This window comes from Rothia sp. HMSC078H08, assembly GCF_001808955.1.
Classification (GTDB): Bacteria; Actinomycetota; Actinomycetes; order Actinomycetales; family Micrococcaceae; genus Rothia.
Genome location: NZ_KV795253.1, coordinates 20316 through 42525 on the forward strand (window position 1 = coordinate 20316; position 22210 = coordinate 42525).

Consider the following 22210-nt stretch of genomic DNA (forward strand, 5'->3'; position numbering starts at 1 on the left):
CCCCCGCCGATGCGTGTGCATCGGCGGGCGAACTATATGCCGTGATTAGGCCGAGAGCTTTGCGCGGCCTTTACCGCGGCGGTTCGACAGAATCGCGCGGCCTGCACGGGTACGCATACGCAGACGGAAGCCGTGCTTCTTAGCGCGACGGCGGTTGTTCGGCTGGAAAGTACGCTTGCTCATACTTTGTCTCCTTGATTTTTGCGGTTCGTGCCCTCATGGGTATCGGAACCGTACGCTTCTTGGTGCACGGAGGTACCGCGACTATTCGCAGTAGGCGGTGCACACACAACAGCACAACTTTAGAAGAGTGGAGGGCGTAAATCAAGTTCTTGACGCTTTTTTCCGCGTGATTCCGGGCTCGTTTGTGGTGTGGAGGCGGTGATTGCGGCGGGTGTACAGGCCGTGGAGATACTACGTGCTCTCGGGGTGTAAACCTGGGGATATTTATGGCAGCAGGATATCCACCATGGTGCATATCCCACCCAAACCCCCTACTATCGGTGAGTTATCCACATCCTTGAGCTTTTGGAGTTTTCCGCTAAATATCAGGGAAGAAGCCCCGTTATGCACTTAAATCCACCGCTTATCCACCCCTGTAATTACAAGTTTTCCACCGTGTGGAAAACTCTTGTGGATAACTTTCTCCCCCTGTGTATTAAGCGGGTAGAATCTTAATGACCTCGCGGTGGTTTCCGGCATGATTTCTTTACTGCACCACCGCTTCACATCGAGTGAAAGTAAAGAATTCCATGACCGACTCCCTTCAGGCGCGCTGGGCGCATCTGCTCTCCATTCTTGCCGCCGATCCGGCGGTAACGGCACGTCAGCGCGGTTTCGTGAATCTTGCGCAGCCTCAGGGATTGATGGGTTCTTCTCGCCTCATCATTGAGGTGCCGAATAAGCTCACCCGTGCGGTCTTTGAGGAGCAGATTAGCGCTTCGTTCCGTGCGGCTCTGCACGAGGCATTTGGCCCGTCGACCACCGCGCTTTTCGATGTGAATGAGTCGATGATTCCGGTTGAACCTGCAAATCAGGACGTTTTCCATGGTGAGCGTGAGGTGCCTGCTGAGCAGTCGCACGCACCTGCTGTCGTTCCGGCGGCTTCTGCGCATCCTGAGGCACCCGCCGGTTCGCGCGCTTTTGAGTACTACACGGAGCCACATCCGGGTCCTGACCACTACGAGGTGCCCGCTGATGAGCAAGTCACCCGCCCCTCCCTACACGCCTTGGAGGCGGAGCGTGCAGGATTCCCCTCCGCGCAGCAGGCTGCTCCGGTGGCTCCTGTTGCGGGTGCGCCTCGCGAGTACCCGGCACCCACTTTCGTTCCGGACGCCCCGGCGGTACCGGAGGCCCAGCAGGTGCATCCGCATGAAGACCCGGAAAACGCGCCGACTTGGGATAGCTCTGCCCGACTGAACCCGAACTACACCTTCGACACCTTCGTGATTGGTCAGTCCAACCGCTTTGCGCACGCGAGCGCTTTCGCGGTGGCGGAGCAGCCCGGCATTGTCTACAACCCGCTGTTCATCTACGGCGGTTCGGGCCTGGGTAAGACTCACCTGCTGCACGCAATCGGCCACTACACCAAGTATCTGTACCCGAATTTGCGGGTGCGCTACGTGAATTCTGAGGAGTTCACGAATGACTTCATTAACTCGATCCGTGATGATGAGGGTTCGTCGTTCAAGCAGATTTACCGCAATGTTGACGTTCTTCTGATTGACGATATCCAGTTTTTGGCGGGTAAAGAGGCGACGATGGAGGAGTTCTTCCATACGTTTAACGCCCTGTACAACCACCAGAAGCAGATCGTGATTACCTCTGATTTGCCGCCGAAGCAGCTGACCGGTTTCGCTGAGCGTATGCGTTCGCGTTTCGGTTCGGGCCTGAACGTGGATGTGCAGCCTCCGGAGCTGGAGACTCGTATCGCGATTCTGCGGAAGAAGGCTCAGAACGAGATTTTGCCGGTGCGCGATGACGTCATGGAGTACATTGCTTCCCATGTCACGGCCAATATTCGCGAGTTGGAGGGCGCTCTGATTCGTGCGAGCGCTGCCGCCTCGATGAAGAAGCCGCCGGAGCCTATTACCCTGGCTGAGGCGGAGACCTATCTGAAGGATTTGCTCTCTGATACCGGTGGTGCGGAGATTACGTCGGCGCTGGTTTTGGCGACGGTGGCGAAGTATTTTGATGTGTCCATTGAGGATATGCAGTCGAAGTCTCGCACCCGTACGCTCACGAATGCGCGTCAGGTGGCGATGTATCTTCTGCGTGAGCTGACCGAGATGTCCCTACCGCGTATTGGTAACGACTTGGGCGGCCGCGACCATACGACGGTGATGCACGCGGTGCGTAAGGTGAGCGCGCAGATGGCGGAGCGTCAGACGATTTTCAATCAGGTGACTGAGCTGACGAATTTGATCCGCCAGGAGCAGCGCGCCGCTGGCTAGATGCGCTTTTATTCCTGTCCCGTAGCTTATTTTATGCCTCGACTAGGTGTTTTATAGGCTTTGGGGCGGGGGCTTCACGCTGGATTCAAGGACTTTAGCGACTCTCAACGCTGGATTTTCGGGGTGTGGATAAGCTGTGCTTTAACTCATGCGTTCATGTGGACGTTAAGTGCATGAATATTCAAAAGGTGTGGAATTGAGGAAATGTATAAATATCCATGCACAATGCATCCTCAGCACTGAGTGGATTCTTCCACTTAATGTCCACAGGCTACTTCCGCGTCATTGCAGGCAAGGAAGGGGTTTTCCACCGTTTCCACAAGCGTTAACAATACTACTGTACTTAAAGAAAAAATCCTCCCCATAACAAGTAGCTCTGCTCAACCGACCGAGCCGGTTCAGGTTTTTCTGTGCGCCCCTACTGAAAACGTAGATTTTCGCGGATTTGGATCGATAGCTGCACGCTATCTCTGGGTTTGGATTTGAAGGTTGGGTTTGAAGAAGAAACCAACACCGAACCATTACCTAATTCGAACCTGTTTTCGACTGGGTTTGCTACGCCTTCCGCCTATCTTTGTAATTACAAAAATACAGCGGCTCTGCATGCCTCATCTCACCCGATTTTTCGCTGCAGGAGCGACCTCTGTGTCTCTGTGTAATTACAAAATCCGGTAGGATGGATAGACGCGCGCGCGGAAGATTCACTGCGCATCAGAGCACGCGATATTTCCGGCTCTTTCGCCCATAAGCTTTACGTGCGCCCCAAAATGACTCTCCAATTCCGTGAAAGGCGCCTTCTCGATGAAATTCACCGTTGAACGCGATGTCCTTGCCGAAGCAGTCGGCTGGACGGCACGCTCACTTCCGCTGCGTCCCACCTCCCCCGTACTCAACGGTCTGCTGATTACCGCCTCCGCAGGTGAGGTCAGCATCGCAAGCTTCGATCACGAGACCAGCGCCCGTCAGGTCATTGCAGCCGATGTTGAAGCAGAAGGCGTTTGCCTGGTTCCCGGCAAGATCCTGGCAGAAATTTGCCGCTCCCTGCCGAATGCGCCCGTCGAGTTCACAGCAGATGAGTCCGTAATTCGTCTTCACTGCCGTTCCGCTAACTTCCAGCTGGCTGGCATGCCGGTCGTGGACTACCCCGAGCTTCCCGAGCTTCCCGAAATTTCCGGTACCGTGGACGGCGCCGAATTCGCTGAAGCCGTCAAGCAGGTTCAGATTGCGGTGTCCAAGGATGAGACCCTGCCGCTGCTGACCGGTATCCGCGTTGAAATCAATGGCGACACCATGACCCTGCTCGCCACCGACCGCTACCGCCTGGCAATGCGCGAGATTAAATGGAACCCGCGTAACCCCGATGTTCAGGCGGCTGTGCTGCTGAAGGCTAAGACCGTCTCCGAGGTCGGTAGCACCCTCTCCGGTTCCGGCGAACTGTCTATCGCCCTGCCCGCCGCCGGCGAGCTAATCGGCTTCGCAGCGGGTACCCGCCGCACCACCAGCGTCCTGATGGACGGCGACTACCCCAACATCCGTGCCCTGTTCCCCGAGCAGACCCCGATTCACGCGGTGGTTCGCACCTCCGACCTGGCCGAGGCTGCTCGCCGTATCTCCCTAGTGGCGGAGCGTAACACTCCCCTGCGTCTGAAGTTCACTCAGGGTTCGGTTGCTATTGATGCCGGCCGCGGTGATGAGGCTCAGGCTTCCGAGACTCTGCAGGCGCACCTGTCCGGTGATGACATCACCGTTGCGTACAACCCCGCCTACCTCTCGGATGGTTTGAAGGTTTTCGGTACTGAGTTCGTTCGTTTCTCCTTTACCGATGCGCCGAAGCCCGCCGTGATTTCCGGTCAGGACGAGCCTCTGGCTGAGGATGACCGCAACTACCGTTACCTGCTGATGCCGGTTCGCCTGCCGTCGAACTAGTTTCAGTGTTTGCCGCCCCGCGCGCCTCCCAAGGTTCTGCCCAAGGAAGCCCGCGGGGCTGTGCTTTCTGCCCTCCCGTACCCATCCCCAACCGAACTGCACGAAAGGAGCTTCCGGTGTATATCGACCATATTTCGTTGTTGGATTACCGCACCTACGCTCTGCTGAGCCTGCCTCTTTCGGCGGGAGTTACGGTGTTTCTTGGCTCGAATGGTGTGGGGAAAACCAATATTGTTGAGGCGATTGACTATGCGGCGTCGCTCTCTTCGCACCGTGTGAGCCATGACGGGCCGCTGGTTCGGGCGGGTGCTTCGCGCGCCTATATTCGCACCCGTACGGTGCGCGGTTCGCAGCAGACGGTGACCGAGTTTGAGATTGCTCCGGGGCAGAGCAATCGGGTGCGCATTAATCGTGCCGCGCCGGTGCGTGCCAAAGAGGCGCTGGGTATTGCCCGTACGGTGCTGTTCTCCCCGGAGGACCTTCAATTGGTGAAGGGAGACCCGGCGGGTCGTCGTCGTTTTGTGGACGATTTGGCACGCTCTTTGCGTCCGGTGGTTTCCGGGTACCGTAGCGAGTATGAGCGGATTTTGCGGCAGCGTAATTCGCTGCTGAAATCCATGCAGCGTAACGCGCGGGACGAGAACGCTTTGAGCACGCTCTCGGTATGGGATGAGCAGCTGTCGACTCTGGGCGCTCAGCTGCTTTCTGCGCGTTTTCGTCTGTTGCAGCGTTTTTTGCCGCAGCTTCGCCGCGCCTACGCGGGGCTGACGGACGGCTCTAAAGAGGTCGGTTTCAACTATGAGTCGACTGTTTTTTCGAGCATGGGCGAGCGCTCGATCGAGCATGCGGCGCTGATGCGCGTTGAGGACCTCAAGGAGGCTTTGATGCGTGGTTTTGCGGAGCGTCGACGCGATGAGATTGAGCGTGGTGTGACCCTAGTGGGTCCGCACCGTGAGGATATTACCCTGCTGCTCGGTGGTATGCCGGTGAAGTATTTTGCCTCGCACGGTGAGAGCTGGTCTTTTGCTCTGGCGCTGAAGTTGGCGTCCTGGTTTGTGCATGTTGAGGATGACTCCTCGGTGGGTTCTTCGCCGATTCTGATTCTTGATGATGTGTTTGCGGAGCTTGATTCTGCGCGCCGCCACCGCCTGGGCGCGATGGTTGCCGATGCGGAGCAGGTGCTGATTACCTGCGCGGTGCTCAGCGATATTCCGGAGGAGCTGGGCGACTACCGCCTGGTGTCGGTGACGGCGGGGCGCGCCGAGTATGTGCAGCCTGCCGCTGGTCCTGTCACTGACTCTGCGGGGCAGCCGAATTCGACCGTTTCTGCGCTCGCGGAGGGTGACGGCGATGAGTAACCCCATTCACCCTCAAAACCATGTTTCACGTGAAACATTCGATGAATTCGCGGAACCGCAGTTTGCGGAGCCCCAAAACCCGCGCGAGGTTGACGGCGTGGGTGAGTTCTACCGTGATGAGGTGGACGCCCCCTCCGCCCTACTGACCCGTATGCGAGTGGCGGCTCAAGAACGCGGCGAGGCACCTCTGAACGCCTTCTCTGCGAATAAAATCATGCGCGATTTTGGTGCGGTCATGTCCGGTGTCGCCTCGAAAAAGAAATCACGGCGAGCGCAGGGATGGGACCCCCGCATCATGGGTGGCTATAGCGGCCCCGGAGAGAGCTCTCGTGACCCCAAACCCCTTGGCGGCATTGTTAGTGCTCTGATTCGTTCTCGCGGCTGGAAAGAGCCCGTGGCAGTCTCTAGCGTGCTGGCTCGCTGGGCCGAGCTAGTGGGTCCTGAAATTGCGGCACACACCCGCCCGATCAGCTTCGAAAACTCCATTGTTGAAGTCCAGTGCGACTCTACCGCCTGGACGACTCAGTTGCGCCTGATGCACGGGCACCTCATCGAGCTTTTCCGCCGCGAACTGGGTGAGGGTGTCGTAGCTCAGGTTCGCGTACTGGGCCCGAATAACGGACGCTGGAACCAGCGAGGCTATCGGCGTGCCACCGGTATGCGCGGCGTGCGCGACACCTACGGGTAGCCTTCTGGGTGCCCCCGACCCTCGAGCACCTTCTGGTTGAACGGTGTTAGGTCAAAATAAGCCTTTTTCTGCACGCTATGAAAGCTATAGAAGCGCCGGCAACCCTCACGAGGCTGTGAACTGTACCCCCTACCTTAAGAGGGGGTTGAACCACTCTAAACCGCCTTTGCGGGCTTTTGAGCGGGTAATAGCCTGCAAAAAGCTCAATAAATGACGCCCGTAGATGGTTTTAAGCTCTCTTGCTCGGTAAAATAAAAGAGACAATGCGTAAAGTGTGCCCACCTATGGGCACCACCGGCAACGCGGGTTGTGCAGGCACTTTCTTGTGCCCCTGTGAGGCGTTCTAGGCTCCGCTCTTGGCTACCCGTAACTTTTCTTCGCCGGTTGCATCATCTACTCAAGGAGTTCTGCCTCGTGGCATCTGAACAGAATGCATCTGAACAGCAGCATGAATACGGTGCATCCGATATTACCGTGCTGGAAGGTCTGGAAGCGGTTCGCAAGCGCCCCGGTATGTACATTGGCTCGACCACTGAGCGCGGTCTGCACCACCTGGTCTACGAGGTCGTAGATAACTCGGTCGACGAAGCGCTCGCCGGCTACGCCTCCAAGATTGACGTGACCATCCAGGCTGATGGTGCTGTTCGCGTAGAGGATGACGGCCGCGGTATTCCCGTGGATGAGCACCCCACCGAGCACAAGTCCACCGTTGAGGTCGTTATGACCGTGTTGCACGCTGGCGGTAAGTTTGGCGGCGGCGGCTACTCTGTTTCTGGTGGTCTGCACGGTGTGGGTATCTCCGTGGTGAACGCGCTGTCTACCCGCGTGATTACCGAGGTGCACCGTCAGGGCTACGCATGGCATATTTCCTTCTCCAACGGTGGTGTGCCGGATGGCCCCCTGCGTAAGGGTGAGCCGTCCGATAAGACCGGCACTATCCAGACTTTCTACCCGGACCCCGAGATTTTCGAGACCGTCGAGTTCGACTTTGAGACTCTGCGCGCCCGTTTCCAGCAGATGGCGTTCCTGAACAAGGGCCTGACCATCACCCTGACCGATGAGCGCGAGAAGTTCGTCGGTGACGAGGTTGCTGAAGAGAGTGAGAAGAAGGAAAACATCCTCAACCGCGTGCACGCGAACGCTGAGGGTTTCACGACTGTCACCTACCGTTACGACAACGGCCTGTTCGACTACGTACACTTCCTCAACGCAGGCGCGAAGACCATCGTGAACGAGGAGATTGTCTCCTTTGAAGCCGAAGACACTGAGCGCAATATGAGCCTGGAAGTGGCGATGCAGTGGACTGGCGCCTACAAGGAGTCCGTCTACTCGTACGCGAACACGATTAACACCCACGAGGGCGGTACTCACGAAGAGGGTTTCCGTGCCGCTCTGACCTCGCTGGTGAACCGTTACGCGCGTGAGAACAAGCTGTTGCGCGATAAGGACGATAACCTCACCGGTGAAGACGTGCGTGAGGGCCTGACCGCGGTGATTTCGATTAAGATTTCTGAGCCGCAGTTCGAGGGTCAGACCAAGACCAAGCTGGGTAACTCGGAGGCTAAGTCCTTCACCCAGCGCGAGGTGAACGATCACCTCGGCGACTGGTTCGGTCGTAACCCCGCGGTGGCGAAGGACATCGTGCGCCGCGCAATCACCGCCGCTCAGGCGCGTATTGCAGCCCGTAAGGCACGCGAGACGACCCGCCGTAAGGGCCTGCTGGAGACTAGCTCCATGCCCGGTAAGCTTAAGGACTGCTCCTCGAAGGACCCGTCGATCTCTGAGATTTACCTGGTGGAGGGTGACTCTGCGGGTGGTTCGGCTGTTCAGGGTCGCGACCCGAACACTCAGGCTATTCTGCCGCTGCGCGGTAAGATCCTGAACGTTGAGCGCGCTCGCCTGGACCGTGCCCTGTCCAACGCTGAAATTCAGGCGATGATTACCGCTTTCGGTACCGGCATTGGTGACGACTTCGATATTGAGAAGGCACGCTACCACAAGATCGTTCTGATGGCGGATGCGGACGTCGATGGCCAGCATATTACGACTCTGCTACTGACTCTGCTCTTCCGCTTTATGCGTCCGCTGATTGAGGCGGGTTATGTGTACCTGGCTCAGCCGCCGTTGTACCGCATCAAGTGGTCGAACGCTCCGCACGATTATGTGTACTCGGACGCTGAGCGTGATGAGGCTCTGGCTCGTGGTGCTACGAAGAACCTGCGCCTGCCCAAGGATAACGGTATTCAGCGTTACAAGGGGCTGGGCGAGATGGACTACACCGAGCTGTGGGACACCACCATGGATCCGGCTCGCCGCACCCTGCTACAGGTGAAGATGGAAGACGCAGCGGCGGCTGACCAGATCTTCTCTGTTCTGATGGGCGAGGACGTTGAAGCTCGCCGTGAGTTTATCCAGCAGAACGCAAAGGACATTCGATTCCTCGATATCTAGCCCGAAACGGCATATGCCCCGTATGGAATATGCCAAATGAGCTATATAGCCGAGCGAGTCATTGAGGAATGAGAAAGTAATGAGCGAAGAACAGCAGAATAAATCCACTGAGGTTGATGTAGTTAGCAACGGTGGCGCTGAAAATGTAGACCACCACGGTCACATTGAACAGGTGGACCTGCAGACCGAAATGCAGCGTTCCTACCTGGACTACGCAATGGCGGTTATTATTGGCCGCGCCCTGCCGGATGTGCGTGACGGCCTCAAGCCCGTGCACCGCCGCGTGATCTACGCGATGTACGACGGCGGCTACCGCCCGGACCGATCCTTCAATAAGTGTGCCCGCGTGGTTGGCGACGTAATGGGTCAGTTCCACCCCCACGGCGATATCGCTATCTACGACACTCTGGTGCGTCTGATTCAGAGCTGGATTATGCGTTACCCGCTGGCCCTGGGTCAGGGTAACTTCGGCTCCCCCGGTAACGACGGTGCCGCAGCGCCTCGATACACCGAGACCAAGATGGCTCCCATCGCCCTTGAGATGGTGCGTGACATCAACGAAGACACCGTTGATTTCCAGCCCAACTACGACGGCAAGTCCCTGGAGCCTACCGTTCTGCCCGCGCGCATCCCGAACCTGCTGGTCAACGGTTCTTCGGGTATTGCTGTGGGTATGGCGACCAATATTCCGCCGCATAACCTGCGTGAGGTTGCCGAGGGTGTGGAGTGGTTCCTGAAGAACCCGCACGCCACCAATGATGAGCTGCTGAACGCTCTGATGGCGCGCATTAAGGGCCCCGATTTCCCGACCGGTGCACAGATTCTGGGCACCAAGGGCATTGAGGACGCGTACCGTACTGGCCGCGGCTCTATCACCATGCGCGCGGTGGTCAACGTGGAGGAAATCCACGGTCGTACCTGCCTGGTGGTCACCGAGCTGCCGTACCAGGCAAACCCGGATAACCTGGCGATTAAGATTGCTGAGCTCATCAAGGACGGTAAGGTCACCGGCATCGCGGATCTTCGCGATGAGACTTCGGGCCGTACCGGTCAGCGTCTGGTGATTGTGCTCAAGCGTGATGCTTCCCCGAAGGTTGTGCTGAACAACCTGTACAAGCACACCCAGTTGCAGGAGAACTTCTCCGCGAATATGCTCGCCATTGTGGATGGCGTGCCGCGTACCCTGTCCCTGGATGCGTTTGTGCGTCACTGGGTGGATCACCAGATGGACGTTATCGTTCGTCGTACCCGTTACCGTCTGCGTCAGGCGGAGGAAGAGGCGCACATCCTGCGTGGCCTGCTGAAGGCTCTGGATGCTCTGGATGAGGTTATTGCCCTGATTCGCCGCTCCCCCACCGCTGATGAGGCGCGTAGCGGCCTGATGGAGTTCCTGCAGATTGATGAGGCTCAGGCTCAGGCAATTCTGAACATGCAGCTGCGTCGTCTGGCTGCTTTGGAGCGTCAGAAGATTCAGGATCGCCACGATGAGCTGATGCGCATGATCGCTGAGTACAACGCGATTATTGCTTCGGAGACTCGCCAGCGCGAGATTATCTCTGAGGAGCTGGGCGAGATTGTGAACCGCTACGGCGATGAGCGTCGCACCCAGATTATGTACGGCTACAACGGCGACATGTCCATGGAAGACCTCATCCCCGAGGAAGAGGTCGTGGTTACGATTACTCGCGGCGGCTACATTAAGCGCACCCGCAGTGATCAGTACCGTAGCCAGCACCGCGGCGGTAAGGGCATTAAGGGTGCCTCGCTGCGCGGTGATGACGTGGTGGAGCACTTCTTTGTGACCACTACGCACAGCTGGATTCTGTTCTTCACGAACCTGGGTCGCGTGTACCGTGCGAAGGGTTACGAGCTGCAGGAAGCCGGTCGTGACGCGAAGGGTCAGCACATTGCGAACCTGCTGGAGTTCCAGGGCGGTGAGCATATTGCTCAGGTCATGGAGCTGAAGAGCTACGAGGATGCTGAGTACCTGGTGCTTGCTACTCGCGGTGGCATGGTGAAGAAGAGCCGTCTGAGCGATTACGATACGAACCGTACTGCCGGCCTGATTGCGATTAACCTGCGTGAGGGCGATGAGGTTGTTTCGGCGTTCACCGTTTCGGATAAGGACGATATTCTGCTGGTGTCGCGTAACGGTATGTCGCTGCGCTTCCACGCTGATGATGCATCGCTGCGCCCGATGGGTCGTTCGACCTCGGGTGTGACCGGTATGAAGTTCCGTGAGGGCGATGAGCTGATTTCTGCGAACGTGGTTACTGAGGGCTCCTTCGTCTTCGTGGTCACTGAGGGTGGTTACGCGAAGCGTACGAGCGTGGATGAGTACCGTGTGCAGGGCCGTAACGGCTTCGGCATTAAGGTTGCTAAGCTAGTTGAGGATCGTGGTGCCCTGGTGGGTGGCCTCATTGTGGATGAAGAGGACGAGGTGCTGGTGGTTATGGCCAGCGGCAAGGTCGTTCGTTCGAATGTGAATGAGGTTCCTGCGAAGGGACGCGATACTATGGGTGTTATCTTTGCAAAGCCCGGTAAGGGCGATTCTATTATTGGTGTTGCACGCAACCAGGATCGTCAGCTGGATGATAGCGACGATGAAACCACTGAGAACACCGAGGCTTCGGAGTCTTCTGAGGCGCCCGGTACGGACAACGAGGGTGAAGCGGCGGCTGCCGATCTCACCGCTACTGGAGGTAACTAATGAGCAGCACTCCCGCGAGCTCCTCTCCTGCGTCGGCACAGCGTTCGGCGTCGGCTGGTGCATCTAAGTCTTCGGGTGCGGCTAAGGCTGGCGCGCGTCGCCCGGCTCAGGCGCGTTCGGGCCAGGCTCGTCCTGGCGGTACCGCTAAGCGTCCTGTCGGCAAGCGCCCTGTAAACGCTAAGCGTCCGACCGGTTCGCGCCGTCAGCTGGTGCGTCCGGCGCCGCGTTCGAAGATTCGTCGTGCGCGTCTGGTGGTTCAGAAGGTTGATACGTGGTCGGTTGCTAAGCTGATCTTCCTGCTGTCTATTGCCCTGGGTATCGTGACCGTCGTGGCTTCGGTGATTCTCTGGCTGTTCCTGCAGGCTTCTGGTGCGTTTACCGGTGTGAACCAGCTGATTAGCTCGCTGGGTACCGGTTCGACCACTGTGGATATTTCGCAGATGATTTCGCTGGGTCAGGTTGCTTTGGTGACTACTATTTTTGCTGTGGTCAACACTGTGGTCTTTACTCTGCTGGGTATGATTGGCGCGATTCTGTACAACCTGGCTGCGAAGCTGGTTGGTGGCGTGACCTTGACTCTGAGTGATGAGTCCTAGTTTGTAGCTTTTGAGCTTTGTGTGCGGGCGGTTCTGTCTCTGGTGGAGGCGGTGCCGCCCGTTCTGCATGCCCCGCTCTGTATGCTCGGGAACCCCCAATATTAAAGTGTGATACAGAACATGCTTTTTCGATTTGGTGTTACCTTCAAACACCTGTATAGTTATATCTCGTTCTACGGAAGAAATTCCGCAGAAGGAGGGCGTATAGCTCAGACGGTTAGAGCGCTTCGCTGATAACGAAGAGGTCCCAAGTTCGATTCTTGGTACGCCCACTCCACACTATGAAAGGCAATAATGAAGAAATTATTGATTCTTGCTGTTCTTTCGTGTGTTACTGTGATGGTTCTGAAAAAGTACCAGAGCAATGAGGTCGTGAAGGCTTGGAAAAATAACTAAACAGTGGTTTCCGCTGAGACGGGGGCGTGGCGCAATTGGTAGCGCATCTGCTTTGCAAGCAGAGGGTTAGGGGTTCGAGTCCCCTCGCCTCCACTTTCCGGTGATTATAGCAAGAGGGAAACGCCTGGTTCCATTCCGAACCCAGAAGCTAAGACTCTTCGCGCCGATGGTACTGCACTTTTGTGGGTGTGGGAGAGTAGGTCATCGCCGGTTTATTTTTGAGAAAGACCCCGTATCGAAAGATGCGGGGTTTTTTGTTGTATTCGCTGAAGTTGTTGTATCTGCTGATGTGATGCGGGGGAATAGATGCGAATACCTCGCGAAGTTGATGTGCTGCGTGCGCCGCGGGTATAGATTCAATTCTTCGTGATATTCGAATGTGCACGGCTGTAGGAAACCCCTACTGTGGAGAATGTGCTCCGCAGAAAGCCCCGCGCCGTAAAACCCACAGGGGTGTCCCGTGTGGGTAGCTCGGTGACCTAAATGAGGTCTGAATAATAAAGGTGTGTCACAAAAAGAAAGCTGGGAGGTTCCTGAAAGTGAACACTTGGTGAACACACTTTAGCCTCTTGATGGATATAATCACCCCTCTCCCCCGCACTCTCGCATAAGCCACATAAACCAACTTAAGCATTCCGATAGGTGCACCCTTTTTTCCGCGGAATATCGGGAGAGTTTCCCCTGAAATATGGGCTCTATAGTAAAACCCTCATAAAAATCCGCTCAATGCCGTGGGTTTATCTGTTATTTCGTGTTAATTCGGAATACTTTAGATTTCGCGAAAACCGACAGATAATTTTCTTGTGACTACAGAACTCATTATTCTCGTGATCGTGGTGCTGACCGCGCTCGCCTTCGACTTTACGAATGGCTTCCACGACACCGGCAACGCGATGGCAACCTCCATCGCCACCGGTGCGCTGAAGCCTAAGACCGCCGTGGCGCTGTCTGCGTCCCTGAACCTCGTCGGCGCGTTCCTCTCTGTTGAGGTGGCACGCTCGGTTGGTAGCGGCATCGTGAACCTGGATCGTATCGATGTAACAACAGACGGCCCGGCGCTGATGCTTATCGTCTTTACCGGCCTGGTTGGCGGCATCCTCTGGAATGTTTTGACCTGGCTTCTGGGTCTTCCCTCCTCCTCATCGCACGCTCTGTTTGGTGGCCTGATTGGTTCGGCTATTGTCGCGATCGGCTTTGACGGCGTGCAGTGGATGGGCGTTCTGTCCAAGATTATTGTTCCCGCGGTCCTCTCCCCCGTCATTGCGGCTATTGTGGCGGCAACCGGCACTTGGCTGGTCTACCGTATTGCTGCCCCGGTGGCTGACGACCGTAAGCACGGCGGCTTCCGCAAGGGACAGGTTGCGACCGCATCCCTGATGTCTCTGGCGCACGGTACCAACGATGCGCAGAAGACCATGGGCGTGATCTTCCTGGCTCTGGTTGCTTCGGGCACTCTGAGCAACGATGACGCGATCCCCCTGTGGGTGAAGGCTTCCTGCGCTATTGCTATTGCTCTGGGTACTTACCTGGGCGGTTGGCGCATTATCCGCACCCTCGGTAAGGGCATCGTTGAGGTAGACACCCCGCAGGGTGTTGCTGCTGACGGTGCATCCGCTGCGATTATTCTGACCTCCTCCCACTTCGGTATGGCTCTGTCGACCACTCACGTGGCGTCCGGTTCGATTCTGGGTAGTGGCCTGGGTCGTAAGGGTGCTGAGGTTCGCTGGTCTGTTGCTGGCCGCATGGTGGTTGCTTGGCTGATTACCCTGCCGGCTGCCGCGATTGTGGGTGCTCTGACCTGGTTGATTGGTCACGGCCTGAATGCTCTGACCGGCACCCAGTTTGTTGGCGAAATGACCGTGTTCGCTCTGCTGGTGATCTTCTGCTTCCTGATGTGGCGTCATTCCCAGAAGGACAACATTGACGCTTCGAACGTGACTGGCGACTGGGATGAAAAGGAAGGCGCTGCAGTCACCAGCGCTGAGGCATCCGCAGAAGCCCAGACCCTTGCTACTGAGAAGGCAGGTTCGTAGTCGTGGAATATCTGATGGACATTGTGAACAAGGTTATTCCGGTGCTGATTGCCGGTTTGTTCTTTGGCGCGGGCCTTCCGGCGCTCTATGCGCTGGGTCTGCGTATGCTGGCTGGTCGTACCGAGTACACCGCGGACGGCAAGCTCGTTGAAATTGAGCCTCCGGGAACGGCGGCGAAGATTGCTGCGTTCTGCATTTTTGCTATTATCGTAGCAATCGTAATCATCGGTATTCTCTGGGTCGCTAAGGACTTTATCGACCACACTTTCGGCTGGAATATCTTCGGCGTAACCGGTGGAGGCCACTAATCCCGTGAACACTAAATTGCATATGATGACTGCTTCGAAGGAGGGGCTCGATGCCTGATAAGAGCATGATCTCTCGAGTAATCGACTGGCTGAGCGTCGGGTATCCCAAGGATGTTCCGGTGCAGGACCGCGCGGCAGTGATGGCTATTTTGAAGATGCGTCTGACCGATGAGCAGCTGCAGGAAGTTGTTCGCCAGCTCATGCAGTCCCGTGCTGCCCGTGGTGAGGCGTACGTGAGTGACCAGCGCATTAATGAGTACATTCGTCGAGTGGTGGATCATACCCCGACCCCGCAGGATATTGACCGCGTCGCTAAGATTCTTGGTGCGCACGGCTTCCTGATTGCAGAGAATCACGTGAACGAGGACGCTGAGCCTACGGCTGGCGGTACCGAGTACGTGACCTACGATGATCCGACGACCGGCGAGATCCGTATTGCTGAGTTGGCTGCTGAATCGGCTAATATTCCGGCTCCGAACGCTACGGCTGCGCAGGATAACTAAATAGCCTGCGGTGAGAGTTGAGAGCTCTCATGAAGTTTGTGACCTATGGGGTGGACTGAGTCCACCCCATAGGTTTTCTTTATGCCCTCCGATGGATGTGCCGCGGGTTGCCGGCCTGCGCATAGGTGCGGGCGGTATTCTAGAGGGACTTCACTCCCCTCAAACCGTTGGTGGGCTTTGTGCTCGCCCTGCATCATGGAGATTCTGTGTCTTCTTCCCCTTCTTTGGAACCCGAGAACTCTCACATTCCCGATACTTCTACCCGGGGAGCCTCTCAGGGCTCTTCTGAGGCGGCATCCGTTGCCGCTGAGGACTCTGTGGCTAAGACCCCTTCTACCCGCGTCGATGCCGCTAAAGAGGCTATTGCTGGGCAGGTGCGCCGCCTCGTGGTGCCCCGCCGTTCCCTGCTTCTGACTGGCGGCGTGGTTGCTGCCGCTGGGGTGCTTGCGGCGATGCCGCAGATTGCCGCCACCGGTGTGTTGGGTGAGGATGCGGCGGTGGTGGTTTCAAATGAGAAGCTGCTGGCGCGTCGTGAGCGTCTGGTTCGCGAGAATATTGATACCCGCTACCTGAAGATTGAGTCGCTGGGGCGTATCTATGTGGGTAAGGGGCGTGGTGAACAGGATCTGCGCCTGGTGGGTTCTTTCTCCCTCACGGAGGCGGCGCAGGCCGATTTGGCAGCGGCTGCTACAGCGCTGACGAATCTGTCCGTTTATGGCTCTTTGCATCGGCTGAGCGTCACCTACGGAGGTGTGGACTCGGCGAATGACCCGCAGAACATCGCTAATACCGCTACGGATGCGCCGGTGAGCCCGCTGCGCGTGAATGAATCGGCAACCCTGAAGGAAGAGCAGTGGCTGAAGGTGCTGACCGCTAATGCGGCGTTGGGTACCACCGCGAGCTATGCGCAGGTGGGCCTGTTGGCCGATGAGCTGCGTCTGAACGCCGTTGTGATTGATGAGAACTATGAGTCCCTGCTGAAGCGCTTCCGTACTCTGGCTGAGCTGGATTTGAAGAACGAGCGGGTGCAGCAGGTTCACCTGAATATTCAGTTGGCTCCGGAGAAGGCGCTGAGCCTGCCCTCGGGCGCGCAGTCGAAGATTTCGGTGAGTGTTGCCGAGTCTTCGCGTGTGGCAACGGTCGCTGATGTGTTGTCGAAGGCCGCCACGAAGAAGGAACTGAATACTTTGGCGTCGTTCTCGCTGGTGTGGAATGCTCGCGAGAAATATCCGTCGGCGAGCCAGTGGGATGGGTTCAAATTGGGTTTCACGGCTCCCGAGTCGAAGGAAGAGTCCGCGAAGGAGGCGCAACGCACCGCGGTTCGTAAGTATCTGCAGGAAGTGAGCGGTCCGCTGCAGGCTCTGACGAAGCGTGAGGCGACGGTGCCGGGTGAGGTTATTACCTAAACCCCTCAGTAATGTGATGGGTCTAACTAAAAAAATGTGCCTGGGGATTTGGTGAAGCCGCAAAAGGTGTTATAGACTAGTAGGGCACCGCGGGGGCGTGGCGCAATTGGTAGCGCATCTGCTTTGCAAGCAGAGGGTTAGGGGTTCGAGTCCCCTCGCCTCCACTTTCCGGTGATTATAGCAAGAGGGAAACGCCTGGTTCCATTCCGAACCCAGAAGCTAAGACTCTTCGCGCCGATGGTACTGCACTTTTGTGGGTGTGGGAGAGTAGGTCATCGCCGGTTTATTTTTGAACCGAGAACCCCATGTCGAAAGACATGGGGTTCTTTGTGTATCCGGGAAATATCAAGGGGATACCCGGGGAAGGTTAGCGCTCTAGCTACAGCCACCTCCCCCCTCCAAAACCAAGAAAAACCCAAAACAATAGCCGCCCGCCAGAGCAGAAACTCTAGCGGGCGGCTATCTTTCATAAAGCACTCCCTCACGCCGCCAGCGGCGCCTCAGAAAGCCTTAGAGAAAAAGATACAGGGAACGCTTATGCGTTCTTCCAGGGGTCCTCTACGGGACGAGCTGCGTTGTAAGCTGCTGCGCCTGCAACACCCAGAGCAACCAGCAGACCCAGGAACGCCAGGCCCTTACGGGGGCGCTTGCCGCCGTTACGCTCAATACGAGCCAGTTCCTTCTCAGCGGCGCGAACGGTCTTCGCGGTAGCCTTACGAGCCTTCTTCAGCGCCTTCTTGTTGCCGGTCAGCTTCTCAGCGAACATCTCAGCGGTCTTGCCTTCCAGCGCGGACTCAACAGCAGCCAGGGAAGAGACAACAGCCTGAGCCTTAGCAGCCTTGCGTGCCTTACGCTTCTTGCAGCAGAACATGGGGTGACCTCCATCGGTTGAAATGCGCCAGCGACCAGAAAACGCCGCCGCGCGCGTAGTGTTCACCTCTCAGGATATTCAATTCCCGCCCAAAAAGCCCGCCCAACGGTGCGCCCGGGGCGAAAAAACATGTTAGATGGCGAATGAGCGCCGCCCCGTGCCACAATAGAGCCATGACTAATGCAACTGCTAAGGCAACTATCCACACTAACTACGGTGACATCGTCGTCGAGCTCTTCGGCAACCACGCACCGCTGACTGTTGAGAACTTCATCGGCCTCGCTGACGGCTCCCGTCAGTGGAAGCACCCCCGCACCGGTGAAATCATGAACACCCCCCTGTACAAGGACGTCGTGTTCCACCGCATCATCAAGGACTTCATGATTCAGGGTGGTGACCCCCTGGGCATGGGCGTTGGTGGCCCCGGCTACCAGTTCAAGGACGAGATTCACCCCGAACTCTCCTTCTCCAAGCCCTACCTGCTGGCAATGGCTAACGCAGGCCCCGGCACCAACGGTTCTCAGTTCTTCATCACCACCGTTGAGACCCCTTGGCTGAACGGCCGCCACACCATCTTCGGTGAGGTTACCGACGAGGCATCCAAGAAGGTTGTTGACGCTATTGAGGGCGTTGAGACCGGCTTCCAGGACCGCCCGGTCAAGGACGTTGTCATCTCCTCGATCGACATCGAAAAGCTCTAATAAACCCCATCGGAAGGCTCATACGAGCATTCTGCTGAAGGTGTTGAGAAAACACGTATAGTTCAGGGGCCCGCCAGGATTCTTCCGGTGGGTCCCTGCGCTTATATGCCCGCGCGCGCCATCCCCCGCACACCACCCCGGTTGATCCGGTACACAACCCCTGGAGGTTCAGTGGAGAACTTTCCCAACTACGCAGGCTACGGGCAGACCCCAACCGTCTGCGTCAACCACCCCAACCGCGTTAGCTATGCCCAGTGCAAGCGCTGCAACCGCACCGTCTGCGGCGAATGCCAGGTGGCGCTGGATGTGGGCATGGTCTGCCCCGACTGCTACCGCGACCTCACGGGCGGCAGCTCGAAGGCGCAAGGTTCGAAAGCACAGGGCTCATTCCTGGCGCGCCACTGGCACATTACGTACACGCTCATTCTGATTAACGTCGCGATGTACGGTCTGCAGCAGATCATTCCCAATGAATGGGTGGTTAGGCACGGCAACATCTGGTGGCCCTACGTCCAGCATGGCGAGTACTACCGCATCATCAGCTACGGTTTTCTGCACATGCAGAACGACCCGATGCACCTGGTGTGGAACATGATTAACCTCTTCATCTACGGCGTGTCCCTCGAACGCATGATGGGGCGCTGGAAGTTCCTCCTCGTGTACCTGGGCTCTATCGTCTTCGGCGCCCTCGGCGTGTACGTGCTGGCATCTGACACCAGCGTGGTGGGTGCCTCCGGTGGTCTATTCGGCCTCATGGGCTCTTTCTTGACCCTGCTAATCATCAGGAAGCAGAAGGACACCGCACGAGTGTTCGTCATGATTACTGCCCCGAACATCATCTATAGCATTCTGACCCCCTCGAATATCTCCCACGCATGCCATGCGGGTGGTTTTGTCGGTGGTGTGCTGTTGACACTGCTGTTTGTCCCGCTTGTGGATAAGCCCGAGCCTCCTCAGCAGCAGAGCCCGCAGCAATGGCAAAACGGCAGGTACTAAGCCTGAAAATACGTGAAAAATCTTCGGAAAATCCGGCACACAACCCTTGGAGGGTCAGTGGAGAACTTTCCCAACTACATGAATTACGGGCAGAGCCCCACGGTCTGCGTCAACCACCCCGACCGCGTTAGCTACGCCCAGTGTGGGCGCTGCAACCGCACCGTCTGCGGCGAATGCCAGGTGGCGCTGGATGTGGGCATGGTCTGCCCCGACTGCTACCGTGACCTCAATGGAGGCGCCTCGAGCCCGAAGCGTTCCTTCATCGCCCGTCACTGGCATATTACGTACACGCTCATTCTGATTAACGTCGTGGTGTACGGTCTGCAACAGATTATTCCATTCCGTTGGGTGCACAACCTCGGCATGATGTCTGGTCCCCGTGTTCACCACGGCGAGTACTACCGCCTCATCACGCACGGGTTTGTGCACTCGCAAACTGATCCGATGCACCTGGTGTGGAACATGATTTACCTCTTCATCTTCGGTGTGTCCCTCGAGCGCATGATGGGGCGGTGGAAGTTCCTCTTCGTATATATGGCGGCTACCGTGGGTGCCGGCTGCAGCGTGTACCTCTTCTCCTACTACCGGGGTGCCGTGGGTGCGTCAGGCGGTGTGTACGGTCTCTACGGCGCGTTCTTCGTCCTTCTGCTTCTTCGGAAGCAGAAGGACACCGCGCGCCTCTTTATGCTGCTCATCGGCATTGGTGTGGTGCAGAGCCTCTTCCACCCGAATATTTCCCATGCGGGACACTTTGGCGGTCTTGTCAGCGGCGCGCTCGCGACCCTGCTGATTATTCCGTTCGTGAAGAAGCCCGAGTCATCTGAATCTTCGGAGCCGCCGCAGCAGAGCCCGCGACGGTGGTTCAAGGGTCGCTATTGAGCCTGAAACCCGCGGAAATCCGCCTCGGAGTCGGGTTATCCACAGCAGTTTTCCACATTGTGTATAACTACATTCGTGTAATTCCACGAGTGTGAGTACATGTTAAAAACCTGTGGATACAGGCTAAAACGGCCGAATCACACGGTATGAATTACACGGGTGTAAGAGTTTTCCCCAGATTTCTCCACAGATGTGGAAAACCTTAAGTACCAGGATGTGTGTAATTACAAAAAATTTCGGCGCGAAGCGCCGGATAGAACAAAAAGTGCCCGGAAGGATAAACCTTCCGGGCACTTTTGCGTATCGAGCCCCTCACGGGGCGAAGAAGCAGCGGGCGCGAACCTAGTTCGCCTGAGCCTCCGCCTCCTCAACCTCCTCGGGGGTGAGCTCCACACCGGTGTACAGGCGGAACTGCTCAGCAGCCTGCAGAGCAATCACCTCGCCACCGTGAATAACTTCCTTACCCGCCGCACGAGCCGCACGAACCAGCGGAGTCTCAACGGGCATCGCCACCACGTCAAAGACCACCTGCGCCTCAGCAATAGCCTCCTGCGGGTAGGACAGCTCCTCGCTCTCCTCACCGCCAGCCATGCCAATCGGGGTCACGTTCACCAGAATCGGCGCTCGCAGGTTGCCCACCTCCGGCGCCCAGGCGTACTCGTAACGCTCAGCCAGCGCGCGACCGGTCTCCTCGTTACGGGCAATAATCATGCCCTGCGAGAAGCCCGCATCAAAGAACGCGCCAGCCACAGCCGCAGCCATACCGCCCGAACCGCGCAGCAGGAACGGCAGAGACGGATCCACATTATGCGAACGCAACAGGGAAGCCACCGCAATCACATCCGTGTTGTACGCCTTCAAGAAGCCGTCAGTGTTCACAATCGTGTTCACCGCACCAATAACCGCAGCCGAGTGGTCCATATCGTCCATCAGCGGGATAACAGCCTGCTTAAACGGCATAGACACCGAGCAGCCACGAATACCTAGAGCACGCACGCCGGCGATAGCACCCTCAATATCGGTGGTGGTCATCGCCTTGTACAGGTAATCCAGACCGTGCTTCTCGTACAGGTAATTGTGGAACTTAATACCGTGATTCGACGGGCGACCAGACAAAGAAATGCAGACCGTCGTATCGCGGTTCAGTGCCGGGCGAGCCATCTTAAGCCTCGCCGCCAGCGTCGAGAGTGTTCTGGATCAGCTTCTTCACCTTGTTGCGGCTCACCAAGTCAGCCACCACAAAGTGAGTGTCGCCGGTATCCACAGTGGGGACGGTCGCGTTGCCGTCGTTAAGGGACTTCACGTGCGCCTCAGCCTGCGGATCCTCCCAAATGTTCACCCAGGTAGCGTGGTCGCCCAGCTCGCCCAGCTTAGAATCCAGAGCCTCGCAGTAGGGGCAGCCGGGGCGCCAATAAATGACGACGCCGCCATCCTTCATGACTTCGCGTGCCTTCTGCTGATCGGACTGCTGACGTTCAAACATAGTTCCTCCATAGACGGGGTGCTCCGCGGTCTTCAGGAGGCACTGAAACCTACCTGAGGGCGCAGCTCAATAAGTTGACATATCAAGCATAGCTGAGCGTGCAGGGGTGGGGGAGAGGTCCTCATAGGGCGAACGCCCGCGCCGCACACTCCCACAACCCGTGCAGCACTCTCGTAGAAGCCTTCACCCTGCGCTCCAGAAGCCTCCGCCCCGCCCCAGAAGCCTTCATCCCGTGCATTAACGGCATACGCCCCACACCAAGGTTGCCGGACCAATGATGCGGGGCGTATACAGTTCGCGAGAAAGCGCGAGTACTTGTGCTGAGTAAGAGTAAAAGAAGAGTGAAAACAGGCTACCATGCGGTAACCGAAGCTGAGCAATATGCCGAGTGAGTCGGTGAATGAAAGAACCCAGGCGGGGCAGAATGCCCCATTATTTGAGAGAGATGTTGA

At 57.2% G+C, this 22210-nt stretch carries 18 protein-coding genes, 3 tRNA genes and 2 rRNA genes; 19 read left to right on the top strand and 4 right to left on the bottom strand.

What is annotated here, in order from left to right:
- Positions 1-45: 45 nt before the first annotated feature.
- On the bottom strand, positions 46-183 hold the full coding sequence (rpmH, locus tag HMPREF2528_RS02950) for a 50S ribosomal protein L34 (protein ID WP_049332235.1): 138 nt from the start codon (positions 181-183) through the stop codon (positions 46-48).
- 569 nt (positions 184-752) lie between these two features.
- On the opposite strand from rpmH, the gene dnaA reads away from it, so the two are divergent.
- From dnaA to rrf (HMPREF2528_RS03030), 16 genes are all read left to right on the top strand, one after another.
- Positions 753-2453, top strand: a complete 1701-nt coding sequence (gene dnaA / locus HMPREF2528_RS02955) for a chromosomal replication initiator protein DnaA (RefSeq protein WP_049341944.1) — start codon at positions 753-755, stop codon at positions 2451-2453.
- Between the two features lie 801 nt (positions 2454-3254).
- Positions 3255-4379, top strand: coding sequence for a DNA polymerase III subunit beta (gene dnaN, locus HMPREF2528_RS02960; protein WP_070542277.1), 1125 nt, complete (start codon positions 3255-3257; stop codon positions 4377-4379).
- Positions 4380-4495: 116 nt separating this feature from the next.
- Positions 4496-5737 (top strand): DNA replication/repair protein RecF, encoded by a 1242-nt coding sequence (gene recF, locus HMPREF2528_RS02965; RefSeq protein WP_049349952.1) that lies wholly within the window; start codon positions 4496-4498, stop codon positions 5735-5737.
- Positions 5730-6425 carry a DciA family protein gene (locus HMPREF2528_RS02970; RefSeq protein ID WP_005504102.1) on the top strand — a complete coding sequence of 232 codons (696 nt, stop codon included), beginning with the start codon at positions 5730-5732 and terminating at the stop codon, positions 6423-6425. Before recF ends, HMPREF2528_RS02970 begins: the two co-directional genes overlap by 8 nt.
- A gap of 414 nt (positions 6426-6839) precedes the next feature.
- Positions 6840-8876 carry a DNA topoisomerase (ATP-hydrolyzing) subunit B gene (gene gyrB, locus HMPREF2528_RS02975; RefSeq protein WP_049341948.1) on the top strand — a complete coding sequence of 679 codons (2037 nt, stop codon included), beginning with the start codon at positions 6840-6842 and terminating at the stop codon, positions 8874-8876.
- 79 nt (positions 8877-8955) lie between these two features.
- Entirely contained in the window at positions 8956-11586 is a 2631-nt protein-coding gene (gene gyrA, locus HMPREF2528_RS02980; RefSeq protein WP_070542280.1) for a DNA gyrase subunit A, read from the top strand.
- The gene (locus HMPREF2528_RS02985; RefSeq protein ID WP_012902635.1) at positions 11586-12182 is read left to right on the top strand and encodes a DUF3566 domain-containing protein; all 597 of its coding nucleotides are present in this window, start codon (positions 11586-11588) and stop codon (positions 12180-12182) included. The genes gyrA and HMPREF2528_RS02985 overlap by 1 nt, the downstream gene beginning before the upstream one ends.
- Before the next feature lie 198 nt (positions 12183-12380).
- Positions 12381-12454 (top strand) — tRNA-Ile (locus HMPREF2528_RS02990).
- Between the two features lie 144 nt (positions 12455-12598).
- Positions 12599-12671 (top strand) — tRNA-Ala (locus tag HMPREF2528_RS02995).
- Between the two features lie 3 nt (positions 12672-12674).
- A 5S ribosomal RNA gene (rrf, locus tag HMPREF2528_RS03000) occupies positions 12675-12791 on the top strand.
- A 590-nt stretch (positions 12792-13381) separates the two neighbouring features.
- The gene (locus HMPREF2528_RS03005; RefSeq protein WP_012902636.1) at positions 13382-14611 is read left to right on the top strand and encodes an inorganic phosphate transporter; all 1230 of its coding nucleotides are present in this window, start codon (positions 13382-13384) and stop codon (positions 14609-14611) included.
- A gap of 14 nt (positions 14612-14625) precedes the next feature.
- A complete protein-coding gene (locus HMPREF2528_RS03010; RefSeq protein WP_044149971.1) occupies positions 14626-14919 on the top strand; it encodes a hypothetical protein in 294 nt (97 codons plus the stop codon).
- 50 nt (positions 14920-14969) lie between these two features.
- A complete protein-coding gene (locus tag HMPREF2528_RS03015) occupies positions 14970-15422 on the top strand; it encodes a DUF3349 domain-containing protein (protein ID WP_049337595.1) in 453 nt (150 codons plus the stop codon).
- A gap of 206 nt (positions 15423-15628) precedes the next feature.
- The gene (locus tag HMPREF2528_RS03020; protein ID WP_246823859.1) at positions 15629-16828 is read left to right on the top strand and encodes an acetamidase; all 1200 of its coding nucleotides are present in this window, start codon (positions 15629-15631) and stop codon (positions 16826-16828) included.
- A gap of 91 nt (positions 16829-16919) precedes the next feature.
- Positions 16920-16992: transfer RNA gene (locus HMPREF2528_RS03025), tRNA-Ala, on the top strand.
- A 3-nt stretch (positions 16993-16995) separates the two neighbouring features.
- Positions 16996-17112: ribosomal RNA gene (gene rrf / locus HMPREF2528_RS03030) — 5S ribosomal RNA — on the top strand.
- Positions 17113-17363: 251 nt separating this feature from the next.
- Here the strand turns inward: rrf (HMPREF2528_RS03030) and HMPREF2528_RS03035 are convergent.
- Positions 17364-17699, bottom strand: coding sequence for a hypothetical protein (locus tag HMPREF2528_RS03035; protein WP_049345994.1), 336 nt, complete (start codon positions 17697-17699; stop codon positions 17364-17366).
- Positions 17700-17872: 173 nt separating this feature from the next.
- Here HMPREF2528_RS03035 and HMPREF2528_RS03040 point away from each other — a divergent pair, with 173 nt between their 5' ends.
- From HMPREF2528_RS03040 to HMPREF2528_RS03050, 3 genes are all read left to right on the top strand, one after another.
- Complete coding sequence (locus tag HMPREF2528_RS03040; protein ID WP_005508008.1) at positions 17873-18400, top strand: peptidylprolyl isomerase; 528 nt, start codon at positions 17873-17875, stop codon at positions 18398-18400.
- Between the two features lie 171 nt (positions 18401-18571).
- Entirely contained in the window at positions 18572-19396 is an 825-nt protein-coding gene (locus tag HMPREF2528_RS03045) for a rhomboid family intramembrane serine protease (RefSeq protein WP_049338659.1), read from the top strand.
- Positions 19397-19453: 57 nt separating this feature from the next.
- The gene (locus HMPREF2528_RS03050; RefSeq protein WP_070542287.1) at positions 19454-20275 is read left to right on the top strand and encodes a rhomboid family intramembrane serine protease; all 822 of its coding nucleotides are present in this window, start codon (positions 19454-19456) and stop codon (positions 20273-20275) included.
- A 342-nt stretch (positions 20276-20617) separates the two neighbouring features.
- Here the strand turns inward: HMPREF2528_RS03050 and HMPREF2528_RS03055 are convergent, their stop codons facing one another.
- Together HMPREF2528_RS03055 and HMPREF2528_RS03060 are read right to left on the bottom strand one after the other, a co-directional pair.
- Entirely contained in the window at positions 20618-21436 is an 819-nt protein-coding gene (locus HMPREF2528_RS03055) for a shikimate 5-dehydrogenase (protein ID WP_005504124.1), read from the bottom strand.
- A 1-nt stretch (position 21437) separates the two neighbouring features.
- Complete coding sequence (locus HMPREF2528_RS03060) at positions 21438-21758, bottom strand: glutaredoxin domain-containing protein (RefSeq protein ID WP_012902647.1); 321 nt, start codon at positions 21756-21758, stop codon at positions 21438-21440.
- Positions 21759-22210: the final 452 nt, after the last annotated feature.

What these genes read in the sequence shown, in the direction of transcription:
- rpmH (WP_049332235.1), bottom strand. Translation starts at nt 183, where the DNA reads ATGAGCAAGCGTACTTTCCAGCCGAACAACCGCCGTCGCGCTAAGAAG.
- dnaA (WP_049341944.1), top strand. Translation starts at nt 753, where the DNA reads ATGACCGACTCCCTTCAGGCGCGCTGGGCGCATCTGCTCTCCATTCTT.
- dnaN (WP_070542277.1), top strand. Translation starts at nt 3,255, where the DNA reads ATGAAATTCACCGTTGAACGCGATGTCCTTGCCGAAGCAGTCGGCTGG.
- HMPREF2528_RS02970 (WP_005504102.1), top strand. Translation starts at nt 5,730, where the DNA reads ATGAGTAACCCCATTCACCCTCAAAACCATGTTTCACGTGAAACATTC.
- gyrA (WP_070542280.1), top strand. Translation starts at nt 8,956, where the DNA reads ATGAGCGAAGAACAGCAGAATAAATCCACTGAGGTTGATGTAGTTAGC.
- HMPREF2528_RS02985 (WP_012902635.1), top strand. Translation starts at nt 11,586, where the DNA reads ATGAGCAGCACTCCCGCGAGCTCCTCTCCTGCGTCGGCACAGCGTTCG.
- HMPREF2528_RS03010 (WP_044149971.1), top strand. Translation starts at nt 14,626, where the DNA reads ATGGACATTGTGAACAAGGTTATTCCGGTGCTGATTGCCGGTTTGTTC.
- HMPREF2528_RS03015 (WP_049337595.1), top strand. Translation starts at nt 14,970, where the DNA reads ATGCCTGATAAGAGCATGATCTCTCGAGTAATCGACTGGCTGAGCGTC.
- HMPREF2528_RS03035 (WP_049345994.1), bottom strand. Translation starts at nt 17,699, where the DNA reads ATGTTCTGCTGCAAGAAGCGTAAGGCACGCAAGGCTGCTAAGGCTCAG.
- HMPREF2528_RS03040 (WP_005508008.1), top strand. Translation starts at nt 17,873, where the DNA reads ATGACTAATGCAACTGCTAAGGCAACTATCCACACTAACTACGGTGAC.
- HMPREF2528_RS03055 (WP_005504124.1), bottom strand. Translation starts at nt 21,436, where the DNA reads ATGGCTCGCCCGGCACTGAACCGCGATACGACGGTCTGCATTTCTTTG.
- HMPREF2528_RS03060 (WP_012902647.1), bottom strand. Translation starts at nt 21,758, where the DNA reads ATGTTTGAACGTCAGCAGTCCGATCAGCAGAAGGCACGCGAAGTCATG.